15 protein-coding genes are annotated in these 13098 nt (G+C 32.4%); 13 read left to right on the top strand and 2 right to left on the bottom strand.

Going from position 1 to position 13098, the window contains the following annotated elements; translation table 11 throughout:
• From ACVC3Y_RS15330 to sufD, 7 genes are all read left to right on the top strand, one after another.
• Entirely contained in the window at positions 1–774 is a 774-nt protein-coding gene (locus ACVC3Y_RS15330) for an MbnP family protein (RefSeq protein WP_303420963.1), read from the top strand.
• A 2-nt stretch (positions 775–776) separates the two neighbouring features.
• Positions 777–1844, top strand: a complete 1068-nt coding sequence (locus ACVC3Y_RS15325) for a cytochrome-c peroxidase (protein ID WP_452227363.1) — start codon at positions 777–779, stop codon at positions 1842–1844.
• Positions 1845–1946: 102 nt separating this feature from the next.
• A complete protein-coding gene (locus tag ACVC3Y_RS15320) occupies positions 1947–2276 on the top strand; it encodes a HesB/IscA family protein (protein WP_303420967.1) in 330 nt (109 codons plus the stop codon).
• Between the two features lie 53 nt (positions 2277–2329).
• Positions 2330–3778, top strand: coding sequence for a Fe-S cluster assembly protein SufB (gene sufB / locus ACVC3Y_RS15315; protein WP_303420969.1), 1449 nt, complete (start codon positions 2330–2332; stop codon positions 3776–3778).
• A 70-nt stretch (positions 3779–3848) separates the two neighbouring features.
• Positions 3849–4268 (top strand): hypothetical protein, encoded by a 420-nt coding sequence (locus ACVC3Y_RS15310; protein ID WP_303420971.1) that lies wholly within the window; start codon positions 3849–3851, stop codon positions 4266–4268.
• A 2-nt stretch (positions 4269–4270) separates the two neighbouring features.
• Entirely contained in the window at positions 4271–5023 is a 753-nt protein-coding gene (sufC, locus tag ACVC3Y_RS15305; RefSeq protein ID WP_452227362.1) for a Fe-S cluster assembly ATPase SufC, read from the top strand.
• Positions 5024–5147: 124 nt separating this feature from the next.
• Positions 5148–6461 carry a Fe-S cluster assembly protein SufD gene (sufD, locus tag ACVC3Y_RS15300; protein ID WP_452227361.1) on the top strand — a complete coding sequence of 438 codons (1314 nt, stop codon included), beginning with the start codon at positions 5148–5150 and terminating at the stop codon, positions 6459–6461.
• Between the two features lie 328 nt (positions 6462–6789).
• On the opposite strand, the gene ACVC3Y_RS15295 is transcribed toward sufD, so the two are convergent.
• Both ACVC3Y_RS15295 and ACVC3Y_RS15290 read right to left on the bottom strand, forming a co-directional pair.
• On the bottom strand, positions 6790–7218 hold the full coding sequence (locus ACVC3Y_RS15295; RefSeq protein WP_303420977.1) for a hypothetical protein: 429 nt from the start codon (positions 7216–7218) through the stop codon (positions 6790–6792).
• Complete coding sequence (locus ACVC3Y_RS15290; RefSeq protein WP_452227360.1) at positions 7218–7553, bottom strand: PadR family transcriptional regulator; 336 nt, start codon at positions 7551–7553, stop codon at positions 7218–7220. The genes ACVC3Y_RS15295 and ACVC3Y_RS15290 overlap by 1 nt, the downstream gene beginning before the upstream one ends.
• A gap of 108 nt (positions 7554–7661) precedes the next feature.
• Between ACVC3Y_RS15290 and ACVC3Y_RS15285 the strand changes: the two genes are divergently transcribed.
• The 6 genes from ACVC3Y_RS15285 (at position 7662) to ACVC3Y_RS15260 (ending at position 13045) form a co-directional block, all read left to right on the top strand.
• Entirely contained in the window at positions 7662–8876 is a 1215-nt protein-coding gene (locus ACVC3Y_RS15285; RefSeq protein ID WP_303420979.1) for an aminotransferase class V-fold PLP-dependent enzyme, read from the top strand.
• A gap of 51 nt (positions 8877–8927) precedes the next feature.
• Complete coding sequence (locus ACVC3Y_RS15280) at positions 8928–9728, top strand: META domain-containing protein (protein ID WP_452227359.1); 801 nt, start codon at positions 8928–8930, stop codon at positions 9726–9728.
• Between the two features lie 52 nt (positions 9729–9780).
• Entirely contained in the window at positions 9781–10203 is a 423-nt protein-coding gene (locus ACVC3Y_RS15275) for a SufE family protein (RefSeq protein ID WP_303420983.1), read from the top strand.
• Between the two features lie 73 nt (positions 10204–10276).
• Entirely contained in the window at positions 10277–10600 is a 324-nt protein-coding gene (locus tag ACVC3Y_RS15270; protein WP_303420985.1) for a DUF59 domain-containing protein, read from the top strand.
• Positions 10601–10613: 13 nt separating this feature from the next.
• Positions 10614–12449, top strand: coding sequence for an ABC transporter ATP-binding protein (locus ACVC3Y_RS15265; RefSeq protein ID WP_452227358.1), 1836 nt, complete (start codon positions 10614–10616; stop codon positions 12447–12449).
• Positions 12450–12526: 77 nt separating this feature from the next.
• Entirely contained in the window at positions 12527–13045 is a 519-nt protein-coding gene (locus tag ACVC3Y_RS15260) for a DUF2480 family protein (protein WP_303420989.1), read from the top strand.
• The last annotated feature ends 53 nt before the right edge of the window (positions 13046–13098 follow it).

Raw genomic sequence — 13098 nt, 5'->3', positions numbered from 1 at the left:
ATGAAAAAAATTTTAGCCTTAGCTTTACTTACTTTTTTAAGCTTTTCTTGTTCAGAAGACAATGGTAATAATTCAAATGAAGATGTTTCTGCTACTTTTAGTTTCTCGCATAATTGGGATGGAGCAGAAGTGAATAATACCGAGTTCAACACCATTCAATTCACTAATGCAAATGGAGAGCAAATGAGTATCGAGAAATTAAGGTACTTAATCTCTAACATTAGATTAGAAAAAGCAGACGGAGAAACGCTATACACAAGCGGGCATTTTCTAGTAGATGTAACCAATGATGTTAATTTAGTATTTCAACCATATACAGCAATTCCAAAAGGGGATTATACCAATGTAATTTTTACTTTTGGTTTTAACACCGAAGATAATTATAGCCAAACCTATACCGATTTAAATGCAGCTTCGTGGAATGTTCCAGATATGCTTGGTGGAGGTTATCACTACATGCAATTAGAAGGTAAGTTTATAGATAATACAGATACCGAAACAGGTTATGCATATCACGCAATTCGAGCAGTGGACAACTCAGATCCTATCGGCCTATTATTTCAAGATACTTTTATCGATGTAGAATTAGGACCAGTCTCTATATCTAAAGACCTAACTTTTAATATAGATATGAATATTGCAGAATGGTTTAAAAACCCAAACCTATGGGATTTAAACACATTACACAATATGATGATGCCAAATTTTAATGCACAAATAACGATGTTTCAAAACGGGCAAAATGTATTTTCTTTAAATGAAATTACAGAATAAAAATGAGGCATTGGTTAGTATATAGTATTCTGTTTATTATCTGCTTGTCTTGTTCTAACGAACCCTCAGGCTCAAATACATATGTACCAACTCCAAGCCCATTACAAATACCTCAAGTTTTTGAAGACAATATATTAGCTCCTATAATTCCAGTAAATAACATACAAACAGAAGAAGGAATAATTTTAGGAAAAAAACTTTTTTTCGATACTATTTTATCCGAAAATAACACGCAAGCTTGTGCTTCTTGTCATAATCCAGGAAACGCCTTTACAGATCCAGCCAGATTTAGTGTTGGTATAGACGGAAGCATTGGCACGCGAAACTCCATGCCTTTATTTAATATGGCTTGGAACTATGATGAAAAATTCTTTTGGGATGGTCGTGTATTTAGTCTAGAACATCAAGCACTAGAACCTGTTACAAACCCAATAGAAATGAATAACTCATGGGAAACAGTTATAACCAGATTACAAAATCACTCAGAATACCCGAAACTTTTTGAAGAAGCATTTGGCACTACACCTATAACAAAAGAACTAGTCACAAAAGCACTTGCGCAATTTGAGCGAATCTTAATTTCAGCAAACTCGAAATTCGACAGATATTTACTAGAAGAAGCAACACTAACGCCTCAAGAAGAAAACGGATTAAACGTTTTCATGGACGAAACCAAAGGAGATTGTTTTCACTGTCACGGGAACCCAAACAATCCTTTATGGACAGACAACTTATTTCATAACAACGGTTTAGATGCAGTATTTACAGATATTGGCTTAGGAGAAATTACAGGAGATCCAGCAGATAATGGTAAATTTAAATCTCCTTCTTTACGTAATCTTATTTTCACTGCTCCTTATATGCATGATGGTCGTTTCAACTCTCTAGAAGAAGTAATAAATCATTACAGCGAAGGTTTGCAAGACTCACCAACCATAGATCCATTAATGAAAAAAGTGGATGAAGGTGGTGTGCATCTTTCCGATTCAGACAAAGCAGATCTAAAAGCTTTCCTCTTATCGCTTTCAGACCCATCATTTATTAACAATCCTGCTTTTAACAACCAATAGATTTTTCTTATTAAAACATCACTAATATAATGTAAGCTTATATGGAAATCCATGACTTATATTGTATATTTGCACTCTATTTAGATAAATCAATTTAATAATATGATAAAAGTTTCAGAAACAGCTAAAAGGAAAGTTATAGAACTTATGACTGATGATGGCTATAATGCAGCAACAGACTATGTTCGTGTTGGTGTAAAAAGTGGAGGTTGCTCCGGTTTATCTTATGATTTAAAGTTTGATAAAGAAAAGCAAGAAGAAGATAAAGTGTTTGTAGACAACGATGTAAAAATTATTGTAGACAAAAAAAGCTTTTTGTACCTAATAGGAACAACACTAGAATATTCTGGAGGATTAAACGGAACCGGATTTGTTTTTAACAATCCAAACGCTAACAGAACTTGTGGTTGTGGTGAATCTTTTTCACTATAAACCAATGTAAATCTTTCTATTCATAAGAAAGAATTTAAAATTAAAATCGAGATATGAGTAAATATACAGAAGACGATCTAAGAGAAGAACTTAAAACCAAAGAATACGAATATGGTTTTTACACAGATATTGAATCTGACACTTTTCCTATTGGATTAAATGAAGACATTGTACGTGCTATTTCTAAAAAGAAAGATGAGCCAGAATGGATGACACAATGGAGACTAGAAGCTTTTAAGGTTTGGAAAGAAATGAAAGAACCAGATTGGGCTAATGTACATTATACCAAACCAGATTTTCAAGCAATTGCATATTACTCTGCGCCAACTTCTGTAGACCCAAATAAAACATTAGATGATGTAGATCCAGATTTACTAGCAATGTACAAAAAGCTAGGTATTTCTGTAGATGAGCAGAAAAAAATGAACAATATTGCCATGGATATCGTGGTAGATTCGGTTTCTGTTGCTACAACTTTCAAGAAAACACTAGCAGAAAAAGGAATTATATTCATGCCTATTTCGGAAGCCATTCAAGAGCATCCAGAATTAGTGAAAAAATACTTAGGGACCATTGTACCTACAAAAGACAACTTTTATGCAGCTTTAAACTCTGCAGTTTTTAGTGATGGCTCTTTTTGCTACATTCCAAAAGGTGTAAAATGCCCTATGGAATTATCTACATACTTTAGAATAAATCAAGCTGGAACAGGACAGTTTGAAAGAACACTTGTTATAGCAGACGAAGGTAGTTATGTATCGTACTTAGAAGGTTGTACTGCACCAAGTCGTGACGAAAACCAATTACATGCTGCAGTTGTAGAGCTAATTGCACTTGATGATGCAGAAATTAAATACTCTACAGTACAAAACTGGTACCCAGGGAATGCAGAAGGAAAAGGTGGTGTTTACAACTTTGTAACCAAACGTGGTTTGTGTGAAAAGAATGCAAAAATTTCATGGACGCAAGTAGAAACAGGTTCTGCTGTAACCTGGAAATATCCTTCTTGTGTACTAAAAGGAGATAATTCTGTTGGTGAATTTTATTCTATTGCAGTAACAAACAATTTTCAGCAAGCAGATACTGGAACCAAAATGATTCATTTAGGTAAAAACACAAAATCTACTATTATTTCGAAAGGAATTTCGGCAGGAAAATCACAAAACTCCTACAGAGGTTTAGTACAAGTAAGCTCTCGTGCTGAAAACGCTCGTAATTTTAGTCAATGCGACAGTTTACTAATGGGTAATGAATGTGGAGCACACACATTTCCATACATAGAAGCAAAAAACAAAACAGCTCAAATAGAACACGAAGCAACAACGAGTAAAATTGGGGAAGACCAAATATTTTACTGTAACCAACGTGGTATAGATACCGAAAAAGCTATTGCATTAATTGTAAATGGTTTTAGTAAAGACGTATTAAATAAACTACCTATGGAATTTGCTGTAGAAGCTCAAAAATTACTAGAAATTTCGTTAGAAGGTAGTGTAGGATAATATAGTAGACCTAGACAGGTCTGCAACGAAATATAATCAAAGTTTAATTAAATTAATTTTTTAAGTACCAATGAAAAAATTAGTATTCTTATTAGTATTAGCGGTAACTTTTACAAGTTGTAAAAACGAATCAAAAAAGGAAAACACTGAAGAAACTACGGAAACAAAAGACGGTAGAACAGCAAAACAAAGTGATGGATTAACCTTACTAAAAGGTGAGTTCGTTTATTATGCAGACGCAGCGGTTTTACAAACACACAACCAAATTTACGGCGTGATCCTAGACGATAAGGTTACCGAATTAAACAAACAGGCAAAACCATTTAAAAAGGAAGACACCGATTTTGTAATGGTAGAAGTACGAGCAAAAATCCAACAGAAACCCGAAGGAGAAGAAGGCTGGGATAATCAAATTGAAATTAAAGAAATATTAAATATATCTGCTATTAAATCAGAAGCAGAAAATGTTGTAAAATTAGGCACAAAATAATTATGTTAAAAATAAACAACTTGCACGCAAGTGTAGAAGAAAAGTCTATTTTAAAAGGAATTAATCTAGAAGTAAAAGCAGGCGAAGTACATGCAATCATGGGACCTAATGGTTCTGGTAAAAGTACTTTAGCGTCTGTAATTGCAGGAAAAGAAGAATATGAAGTTACAGATGGAAACATTTTATTAGAAAATGAAGATATCGAAGAACTTGCTGCAGAAGAACGCGCACACAAAGGTGTGTTTTTATCGTTTCAATATCCTGTAGAAATTCCTGGAGTTTCTGTTACTAACTTTATAAAAACTGCTATTAACGCAAACCGTAAAGCAAAAGGATTAGAAGATATGCCTGCCAACGAAATGTTGAAGCTTATTCGTTCTAAATCGGAAATGTTAGAAATAGATAGAAAGTTTTTATCTCGTTCTTTAAACCAAGGTTTTTCTGGTGGAGAAAAGAAACGTAATGAAATCTTTCAAATGGCAATGCTGGAACCAAAATTAGCGATTCTTGACGAAACAGATTCTGGTTTAGATATCGATGCTCTTCGTATTGTAGCAAATGGTGTTAACAAATTAAAAAGCAAAGACAATGCAGTCATTTTAATTACACACTACCAACGTTTACTAGACTATATCAAACCCGATTTTGTTCACGTTTTATACAATGGAAAAATTGTAAAATCTGGAACTGCTGCTCTAGCACATGAGTTAGAGGAAAAAGGATACGACTGGATTAAAGAAGAAGTAAACGCATAAATAGTAATTAGTTGCTAGTTGTATAAAAACTAGTTAAATAATTACTTAAGTTAAATTAGTTTATAGCTTGATGTCGATAGTGAGAGCTAGCGATCATTAACTAATAACTAACAACGAAACAAAAATGGATTTAAAAGAAAAATTAGTTTCCTCATTTTTAGCTTTCGAAAATCATGTAGACATCGACTGTCAAATACATGATATTCGTACAGAAGCGATAAAAACTTTTGAAACAGAAGGTTTTCCTTCTAAAAAAGATGAAGCTTGGAAATACACATCATTAAATAGTATTTTAAAACAAGACTATAGTGTTTTTCCTAAACAAGAAAACGCCATAGAATATAGCGACGTTAAAAAGTATTTCATTCATGATATAGACACCTATAATATTGTGTTTATTGATGGTAAATTTGCTTCGCATTTATCTCAAACTACGCATGATGGTATCGATGTTTGCTTAATGTCTTCGGCTTTAAATAAACCAAAATATCGTTTAATTATTGAAAACTATTTTAATAAAGTAGCTACAAAAGACAGCTTAACTTCATTAAATACTGCGTTTGCTCAAGAAGGTGCTTACATACATATTCCAAAAAACAAATTGGTAAATAAACCAATTCAAATTTTACATTTTTCTACAGGAAGCGAAATTGCATTAATGCAACAACCACGGAACTTAATTGTTGTAGACGAAAACTCGCATGTTCAAATTATTGAACGCCACCAAAGTTTATCTAACAACCCTGTTTTAACCAATAGTGTTACAGAAATATTTGGAAACAAACGTGCTATAATTGATTACTATAAAATTCAAAACGATAATGTAAATGCATCGTTAATTGATAACACCTTTGTAAATCAAAAACGCGAAAGTCATGTATCTGTACATACCTTTAGTTTTGGAGGAAAGTTAACACGTAACAACCTTAACTTTTACCAAAATGGTGAGCACATGGACTCTACATTAAATGGCGTAACCATTATTGGCGACAAACAACATGTAGACCACAACACTTTAGTACACCATATAGAACCTAATTGCGAAAGCCACCAAGATTATAAAGGTATCTTTAACGACAGTGCTACAGGGGTTTTTAATGGTAAAGTAATTGTAAATAAAGAAGCGCAAAAAACCAATGCGTTTCAATCTAACAATAATATTTTACTAAGTGATAAAGCAACCATAAACTCGAAACCGCAACTAGAAATTTTTGCAGACGATGTAAAATGTTCGCATGGTTGTACGATTGGTCAGTTAGATGATAGTGCCATGTTTTACTTACGCTCTAGAGGTATTCCAGAAAAAGAAGCAAAAGCTTTATTAATGTATGCTTTTGCGAATAATGTACTAGAATCTGTGAAAATTCCAGAACTAAAAAAGCGTATTAACGGACTTATAGCAAACAAGTTAGGTGTGAATATTGGTTTCGATTTATAATTTTTTTTTAAGCTATTTCCAGCTTTTGGCAGTCGCTCTCTTTGAGGAGCTCCAACAATGCCGCAATCTGGGCTAAAAAACAAAAAACGGCAAACATTCATATGTTTGCCGTTTTTTGTTTCAAGTCATAGATAAGACTCAACTTTTGACCTGCTGATACTTCTGATAAAAATACATGGGTATCAATCCAAAGTTTAAAAGTAAGAATCCTATAAACACAACTATTCCTCGATAAGGCCAAGTTAAAAATTCAAACATCGCTCCAATTCCAAGCGCAAAAAAGGTAAAGAAGCCCACTACGTAAAATGATTTTTTCATAATTATTATTTTAAGAAAATTTATAGTTTAATCTTTTATATCTAGCATAAAATAGCACCGGAAGTACTCCTAGAATAAAAGTAATAATTGCTCCTAAAAGCATAGAACTTGCATAAGGCCAGTGCATAATTTTAAACAACATTCCCAACACCAGTAATGCTAGCATAGTAAAACCTAAACCTATTTTTAGTTTATTAAGTAGCACGCTCTCTTTATGAAACTTCTGCAAATTAGTTTCTAATTGTAAATTTTGAAAACTAGCATAGCCTCCAAATTTTTGTAATGCTTCTTGATATAAAGCATCAAAATCTTCACCGTCTCTACTTTCAATATACGTGCAAATATGGTCTATTAAATCCTCCCTTAAGCGATCTTCTTTAACTCCATAAAACTTCAAACTATTTTCTATAAAATCAATATGTTTTTCTTCTATTCGCATTATATAATAGGTTTTGGGTTAAAAATTAAATGCAACGTTTCCATAAAATTATTTATTTCCTGCGTCACTTCTTCTACTGCTTTTGTTCCTTCACTGGTAACTTTGTAATATTTCCTTACTCGTTTACCAATGTATACTTTCTCTGTCTCTAAGACACCTTTAGCTTCCAACTTATGAAGTATAGGATACAAAGCTCCTTCTGATATATCAATCTTACCAAGCGTAAGTTTCTTTACTTCTTGCGTTATCTCATAACCATACATTTTTTCCCTTTGACTAATAAGCTTTAAAATGATAGGTTGTAACGTTCCTTTTGTTAATTCTTTGCTATACATAGTACAAATATACATTTTATTTAAATGCATTTGTATAAAATTTAAATAAAATGTATCATTTATCTTTTTCTTTACACTTCTTTTAGTAACAAACCGTAAATTTGTAGCATGTTAGATTTGAAGAAAATAAGAGCAGATTTCCCAATACTTAAAAGAGAAGTAAACGGAAAACCTTTGGTGTATTTTGATAATGCAGCAACATCACAAACACCACAACAAGTAATCGATGTTATAATAGATTATTACAGTAATTACAACGCAAATATTCATCGTGGTGTACATGCACTAAGTCAAGAGGCTACAGATAAATACGAAGCAGCAAGACATACCATTCAAAAACATTTTAATGCCAAACACGCACACGAAATAATATATACCTCTGGTACTACACATAGTATAAATTTAATTGCAAATGGTTTTGCTTCCTTACTAAAAAAAGGGGATGAAATCATTGTTTCGGCTTTAGAGCACCATAGTAATATTGTGCCTTGGCAAATGTTATGCGAAAAAACAGGCGCAATTTTAAAAGTCATACCAATGAACCAAGATGGGGAATTGGTAATGCATGAATATGACAATTTACTAAATGAAAACACAAAATTAGTATTTACTAATCATATTTCAAATGCCCTAGGAACCATTAACCCTATTGAAGAAATCATTAATAAAGCACATCAAGTTGGCGCGGCAGTATTAATTGATGGCGCACAAGCTTGTCCACATGTAAAACCTGATGTACAAGATTTAGATGTTGATTTTTATGTAGCATCTGCACATAAAATGTGTGGGCCAACAGGAGTAGGTATGTTGTACGGAAAAGAAGAATGGTTAAACAAACTCCCTCCTTATCAAGGTGGCGGAGAAATGATTGCCGAAGTAAGTTTTACAAAAACAACCTATGCAGGATTACCACATAAATTCGAAGCAGGAACACCCAATATTTGTGGTGGCATTGCATTTGGTGCAGCCATAGATTATATGAACACCATTGGTTTTGATGCTATTGCAAAATACGAACACGAACTTTTAGAGTATGCAACCAAAGCACTTATAGAAATTGAAGGTTTAAAAATTTACGGAACCGCTAATAATAAAACCTCGGTAGTATCTTTTAACCTAGAAGGGATTCATCCATACGATGTTGGAACTATTTTAGATAAATTAGGAATTGCTGTTAGAACAGGTCATCACTGCGCACAACCTATTATGGACTTTTTTAAAATTCCAGGTACGGTTCGTGCTTCTTTTGCTTTCTATAACACCAAAGAAGAAATTGATGCTTTAGTTTCTGGTGTAAAAAAAGCTAAAATGATGCTATCTTAAAGTTTGGCGTCTTTTTTGTATATTATATTTAAATTTTAACAAATGAAAATCATGAAATTTATTACCATACTTATAACTGTTTTTGCACTTAAGTCTTGTGGAAACGCTAAAGCAACTACAAATATGCAAGACAATACAGATGCTAAACAAACTATTATTCTATCTGGAAAATACCTTATATCTTCCTTTATGGATAATACAGACCTCCCAAAAGATATGCATATAAATTTTGATGAAGCAACAAACAGAGTTTCTGGATTTGCAGGTTGCAATAGGTTTTCTGGTGAATATACTATTACCAATAATACCTTAAAAATAGGCCCATTAGTTTCTACAAAAATGCATTGTAAACGTTTTATGGATGTAGAGAACCAACTATTAAAAGCATTAGAAAAAACGACTTCTTATTCCATAGCTAACAACACACTAACATTAAAAAACGAAAAAGAAAATTTAATTTCGGCAACGAATAACAATATATCTAAAATAGCGCAAATTGATAATTACTCAATAGAATACAGCGCTATTACAAGAGGCAGTTACTTAAACATAAAAATTAAAAAGGATAGTATAATTTCTCAAAACCAAAGAGGTGTACAACCAGAAGCAAGAAAGTTTAGTCAAAAAGAAACGACAGATATATTTAAAAAAGTAGCGGTTTTAAACCTTGAAGAATTAGAAAATCTCGAACCACCATCTACTGCACATCAATATGATGGCGCTGCTGGAGCAACATTTACCATTACTAAAAATGGAAAAACTTATCGTTCTAAAACTTTTGATCATGGCAATCCTAATGCTAAAATTGCAGATTTAGTAAATACAATTTTAAATATTAAGGAAAAGCAATAAATATAATAATGAACATAATACTTAATTGTATTTTTGTAAAAAATAGAAAACCGTGAATATTCAAGAAATTCAAAACGAAATAATAGAAGAGTTTTCCATGTTTGAAGATTGGGAAGAACGCTATCAATACATGATAGATCTAGGAAAAACATTACCACTCATTGAAGCGCAATACAAAACTGAAGATAATATTATTAAAGGTTGCCAAAGTAAAGTTTGGGTGCATGCAGAACTAAAAGAAGACAAAATAGCTTTTACTGCTGATAGCGATGCCATAATTACAAAAGGAATTATTGCTATTTTAATTCGTGTTTTTTCTAACCAACATCCAGCAGCTATTTTAGAAGCAAATACTGATTTTATTGATCAAATTGGACTAAAAGAACATTTGTCTCCTACAAGAGCAAACGGCCTGGTAAGCATGATTAAGCAATTAAAATTATATGCCATTGCATACCAAACGCAACTTAATTAGCACATTTCTGCGTAGGCAGGAATCTTAAAAACAATAGATTACCTTTTTTAAGGAAACTAAAAATAAATTTTTCATGAGCGAAACAATAGACACTGCAGTATTAGGAGAAAAGATTGTAAAAGTTTTAAAAACTATTTTCGATCCAGAAATCCCTGTAGATATATATGAATTAGGATTAATCTACGACGTTTTTGTAAACGAAGATTATGATGTAAAAATCTTAATGACACTAACAACACCAAACTGTCCTGTGGCAGAAACGCTACCACTTGAAGTAGAGGAAAAAGTAAAATCTCTAAACGAGGTTAAAGATGCAGAAGTAGAAATTACATTCGATCCTCCTTGGTCTCAAGATTTAATGAGTGAAGAAGCGAAATTAGAACTTGGCATGCTTTAAATAGAAAACATTAATGCCAAGACAAGCACCTAAATCTCTTAAAGATGGCAAAAAAACTAGCTTAAAAGAATCTTTTAGTGCGCTAGTTTTTATTCCTAGATTTTTTAAAGAAATCTGGAAAACCAATAAAAAACTCTTTTTACTATCTGCTTTTTGTAGGCTTATTGGAGCCGTTTTACCAGTTGTAATTCTTTGGATTGGCAAAATAATAATTGATGAAATTATTCTTCAAACGAAAACAGAGGTTGCCGATTTATCGTTACTTTGGACCTATGTTGCCATAGAGTTTGGTCTTATTATTATTTCCGATTTAGTGAGTAGAGCCATTTCTTTAACAGACGGTTTGCTTGGTGATTCTTATTCTATCGATTCGTCCGTAAGAATCATAAAAAAAACAAATCAAATAAATATCAGCCTTCTTGAAGATTCTGAGTTTTATGACAAACTAGAACGCGCAAGAACCCAAACAACCAGCCGTGTAGGTCTTATGTCTAATGCATTAGGCGAAGTACAAAGTTTAATATCTATACTTACACTAATCGCTGGTTTAATTTATTTTGAACCTTACTTAATCATCCTTTTAGTATTAAGTATTATTCCTTCGTTTATAAACGAAATTTGGTTTAGCCAACAACAATACTCTTTAGCTAGAGGTTGGACTGCAGAACGCAGAGAACTAGACTACTTGCGTTTTATTGGTGCAAATGACAAAACAGCAAAAGAAATAAAACTCTTTGGATTAACAGATTTTGTTGTTGATCGATTTAAAAACCTCTCACAAGAATATTACGATTTAAATAAAAAACTAGCAGTAAAACGTTCTGCTTTAGGATTTGTATTTAATGTTTTAGGCACATTAAGTTATTACGGCGCTTATGTATTTATAATTTATAGAGTAATTTCAGGAATGATTACTCTAGGAGAATTAACCTTTTTATCTGGAACATTTAATAGACTTACCAAAAATTTACAGGACTTCTTTTCTAAATTTACTCGTATTACAGAAAGTGCTTTATACTTAAAAGATTACTTTGATTTTTTAGATATCTCTATTGCACCATCGCACAAAGAAGACATGCCTCTTCCGGAAGTTATTAAGGAAGGATTTGAATTCAAAAATGTACATTTTGCATATCCAGGATCTGAAAACGAAATACTAAAAGGAATTAGTTTCACTATGAAAGCGGGTGAAAAATTAGCGTTTGTAGGTCAAAATGGAGCAGGAAAAACGACATTAACCAAATTGGTATTGCGCTTTTACGAACCTACTTCTGGTGAAATATTATTAGACGGAATTAACATAAACAAATTTAATAAAGCTGCATACCAAGCGTATTTTGGTGTTATTTTTCAAGACTTTTTTAAATATGAATTTACCGTAAGAGAAAATATAGCTATTGGAGATATTGATGAAATAGATAACCAATTAAAAATTGAAAATGCTGCAGCACTTAGTTTAGCTAATGAAGTAGTGCAAGATTTAAAATTTGGTTACGACCAACAGCTTGGTAAACGTTTTTCGAAAGGGCAAGAACTTTCTGGAGGACAATGGCAAAAAGTTGCATTAGCTAGAGCATATATGAAAGACGCCAAAGTAATGATTTTAGATGAACCAACTTCGGCATTAGACGCTAAAGCTGAAAGCGAAGTTTTCGATCGTTTTATAGGCTTAACAAAAGATAAAACAAGTGTTATTATTTCACATAGATTTAGCACTGTACGGCAAGCAGATAGAATTTTAGTTTTAGAAGAAGGACGCGTTTTAGAGATTGGCACACATGAAGAACTCATGAAAAACAAATCTCTTTATGCAGATTTATTTACACTACAAGCTGAGGGTTACCAATAATTACTCTTGTAAATTCTGTTAAGAATTTCACTCGAATTCCCATTTAACAAATAATTTAAAACACCTATCTTCGTATTATGGCAGAAGAAATTATAAATCGCGTTGCAAATAGCAAATTAGAAGTCTTTGATCTTGAAGATTATTATCCACAAGGCAAGCGTATACTTTTTGACATTAAAGACTGGCTTTATGAAGGCTTTGTTTTACGCGAAAAAGACTTTAGAGCTTTAGTAAAAGATCATGATTGGTCACAGTATCAAGATACTTTTGTTGCACTTACTTGTACAACAGATGCGATTGTACCAGATTGGGCATATATGCTTTTAAGTATTCACCTAGAACCTTATACAAATACTACCGTTTTAGGGAACTTAGAAACTTTAGAAACTTCACTATACCAAGAAATTATCCAAAATCTAGATATTACTAGTTATAAGGACAAACCAATTATCATTAAAGGTTGCTCGAAAAAACCAGTACCTTCGAGCGCTTACCTAATGATTACCAACAAGTTAAAACCTATTGCTAAATCTATCATGTTTGGCGAGGCGTGTTCTGCTGTCCCACTATTTAAAAACACTTTATCGTCAAAATAGATCACTTTATCTATTTTAAGAAGAATAAACCAATATTAGTATAAAGTATTGTA

The sequence above is a fragment of the Lacinutrix cladophorae genome (genome assembly GCF_053604645.1).
Note: the sequence above shows the minus strand (reverse complement) of the source record. Positions and strands in the feature narration are given on the sequence as shown.

What these genes read in the sequence shown, in the direction of transcription:
- ACVC3Y_RS15320 (WP_303420967.1), top strand. Translation starts at nt 1,947, where the DNA reads ATGATAAAAGTTTCAGAAACAGCTAAAAGGAAAGTTATAGAACTTATG.
- sufC (WP_452227362.1), top strand. Translation starts at nt 4,271, where the DNA reads ATGTTAAAAATAAACAACTTGCACGCAAGTGTAGAAGAAAAGTCTATT.
- ACVC3Y_RS15330 (WP_303420963.1), top strand. Translation starts at nt 1, where the DNA reads ATGAAAAAAATTTTAGCCTTAGCTTTACTTACTTTTTTAAGCTTTTCT.
- ACVC3Y_RS15310 (WP_303420971.1), top strand. Translation starts at nt 3,849, where the DNA reads ATGAAAAAATTAGTATTCTTATTAGTATTAGCGGTAACTTTTACAAGT.
- ACVC3Y_RS15280 (WP_452227359.1), top strand. Translation starts at nt 8,928, where the DNA reads ATGAAATTTATTACCATACTTATAACTGTTTTTGCACTTAAGTCTTGT.
- ACVC3Y_RS15325 (WP_452227363.1), top strand. Translation starts at nt 777, where the DNA reads ATGAGGCATTGGTTAGTATATAGTATTCTGTTTATTATCTGCTTGTCT.
- sufD (WP_452227361.1), top strand. Translation starts at nt 5,148, where the DNA reads ATGGATTTAAAAGAAAAATTAGTTTCCTCATTTTTAGCTTTCGAAAAT.
- ACVC3Y_RS15290 (WP_452227360.1), bottom strand. Translation starts at nt 7,553, where the DNA reads ATGTATAGCAAAGAATTAACAAAAGGAACGTTACAACCTATCATTTTA.
- ACVC3Y_RS15270 (WP_303420985.1), top strand. Translation starts at nt 10,277, where the DNA reads ATGAGCGAAACAATAGACACTGCAGTATTAGGAGAAAAGATTGTAAAA.
- sufB (WP_303420969.1), top strand. Translation starts at nt 2,330, where the DNA reads ATGAGTAAATATACAGAAGACGATCTAAGAGAAGAACTTAAAACCAAA.
- ACVC3Y_RS15295 (WP_303420977.1), bottom strand. Translation starts at nt 7,218, where the DNA reads ATGCGAATAGAAGAAAAACATATTGATTTTATAGAAAATAGTTTGAAG.
- ACVC3Y_RS15260 (WP_303420989.1), top strand. Translation starts at nt 12,527, where the DNA reads ATGGCAGAAGAAATTATAAATCGCGTTGCAAATAGCAAATTAGAAGTC.
- ACVC3Y_RS15285 (WP_303420979.1), top strand. Translation starts at nt 7,662, where the DNA reads ATGTTAGATTTGAAGAAAATAAGAGCAGATTTCCCAATACTTAAAAGA.
- ACVC3Y_RS15265 (WP_452227358.1), top strand. Translation starts at nt 10,614, where the DNA reads ATGCCAAGACAAGCACCTAAATCTCTTAAAGATGGCAAAAAAACTAGC.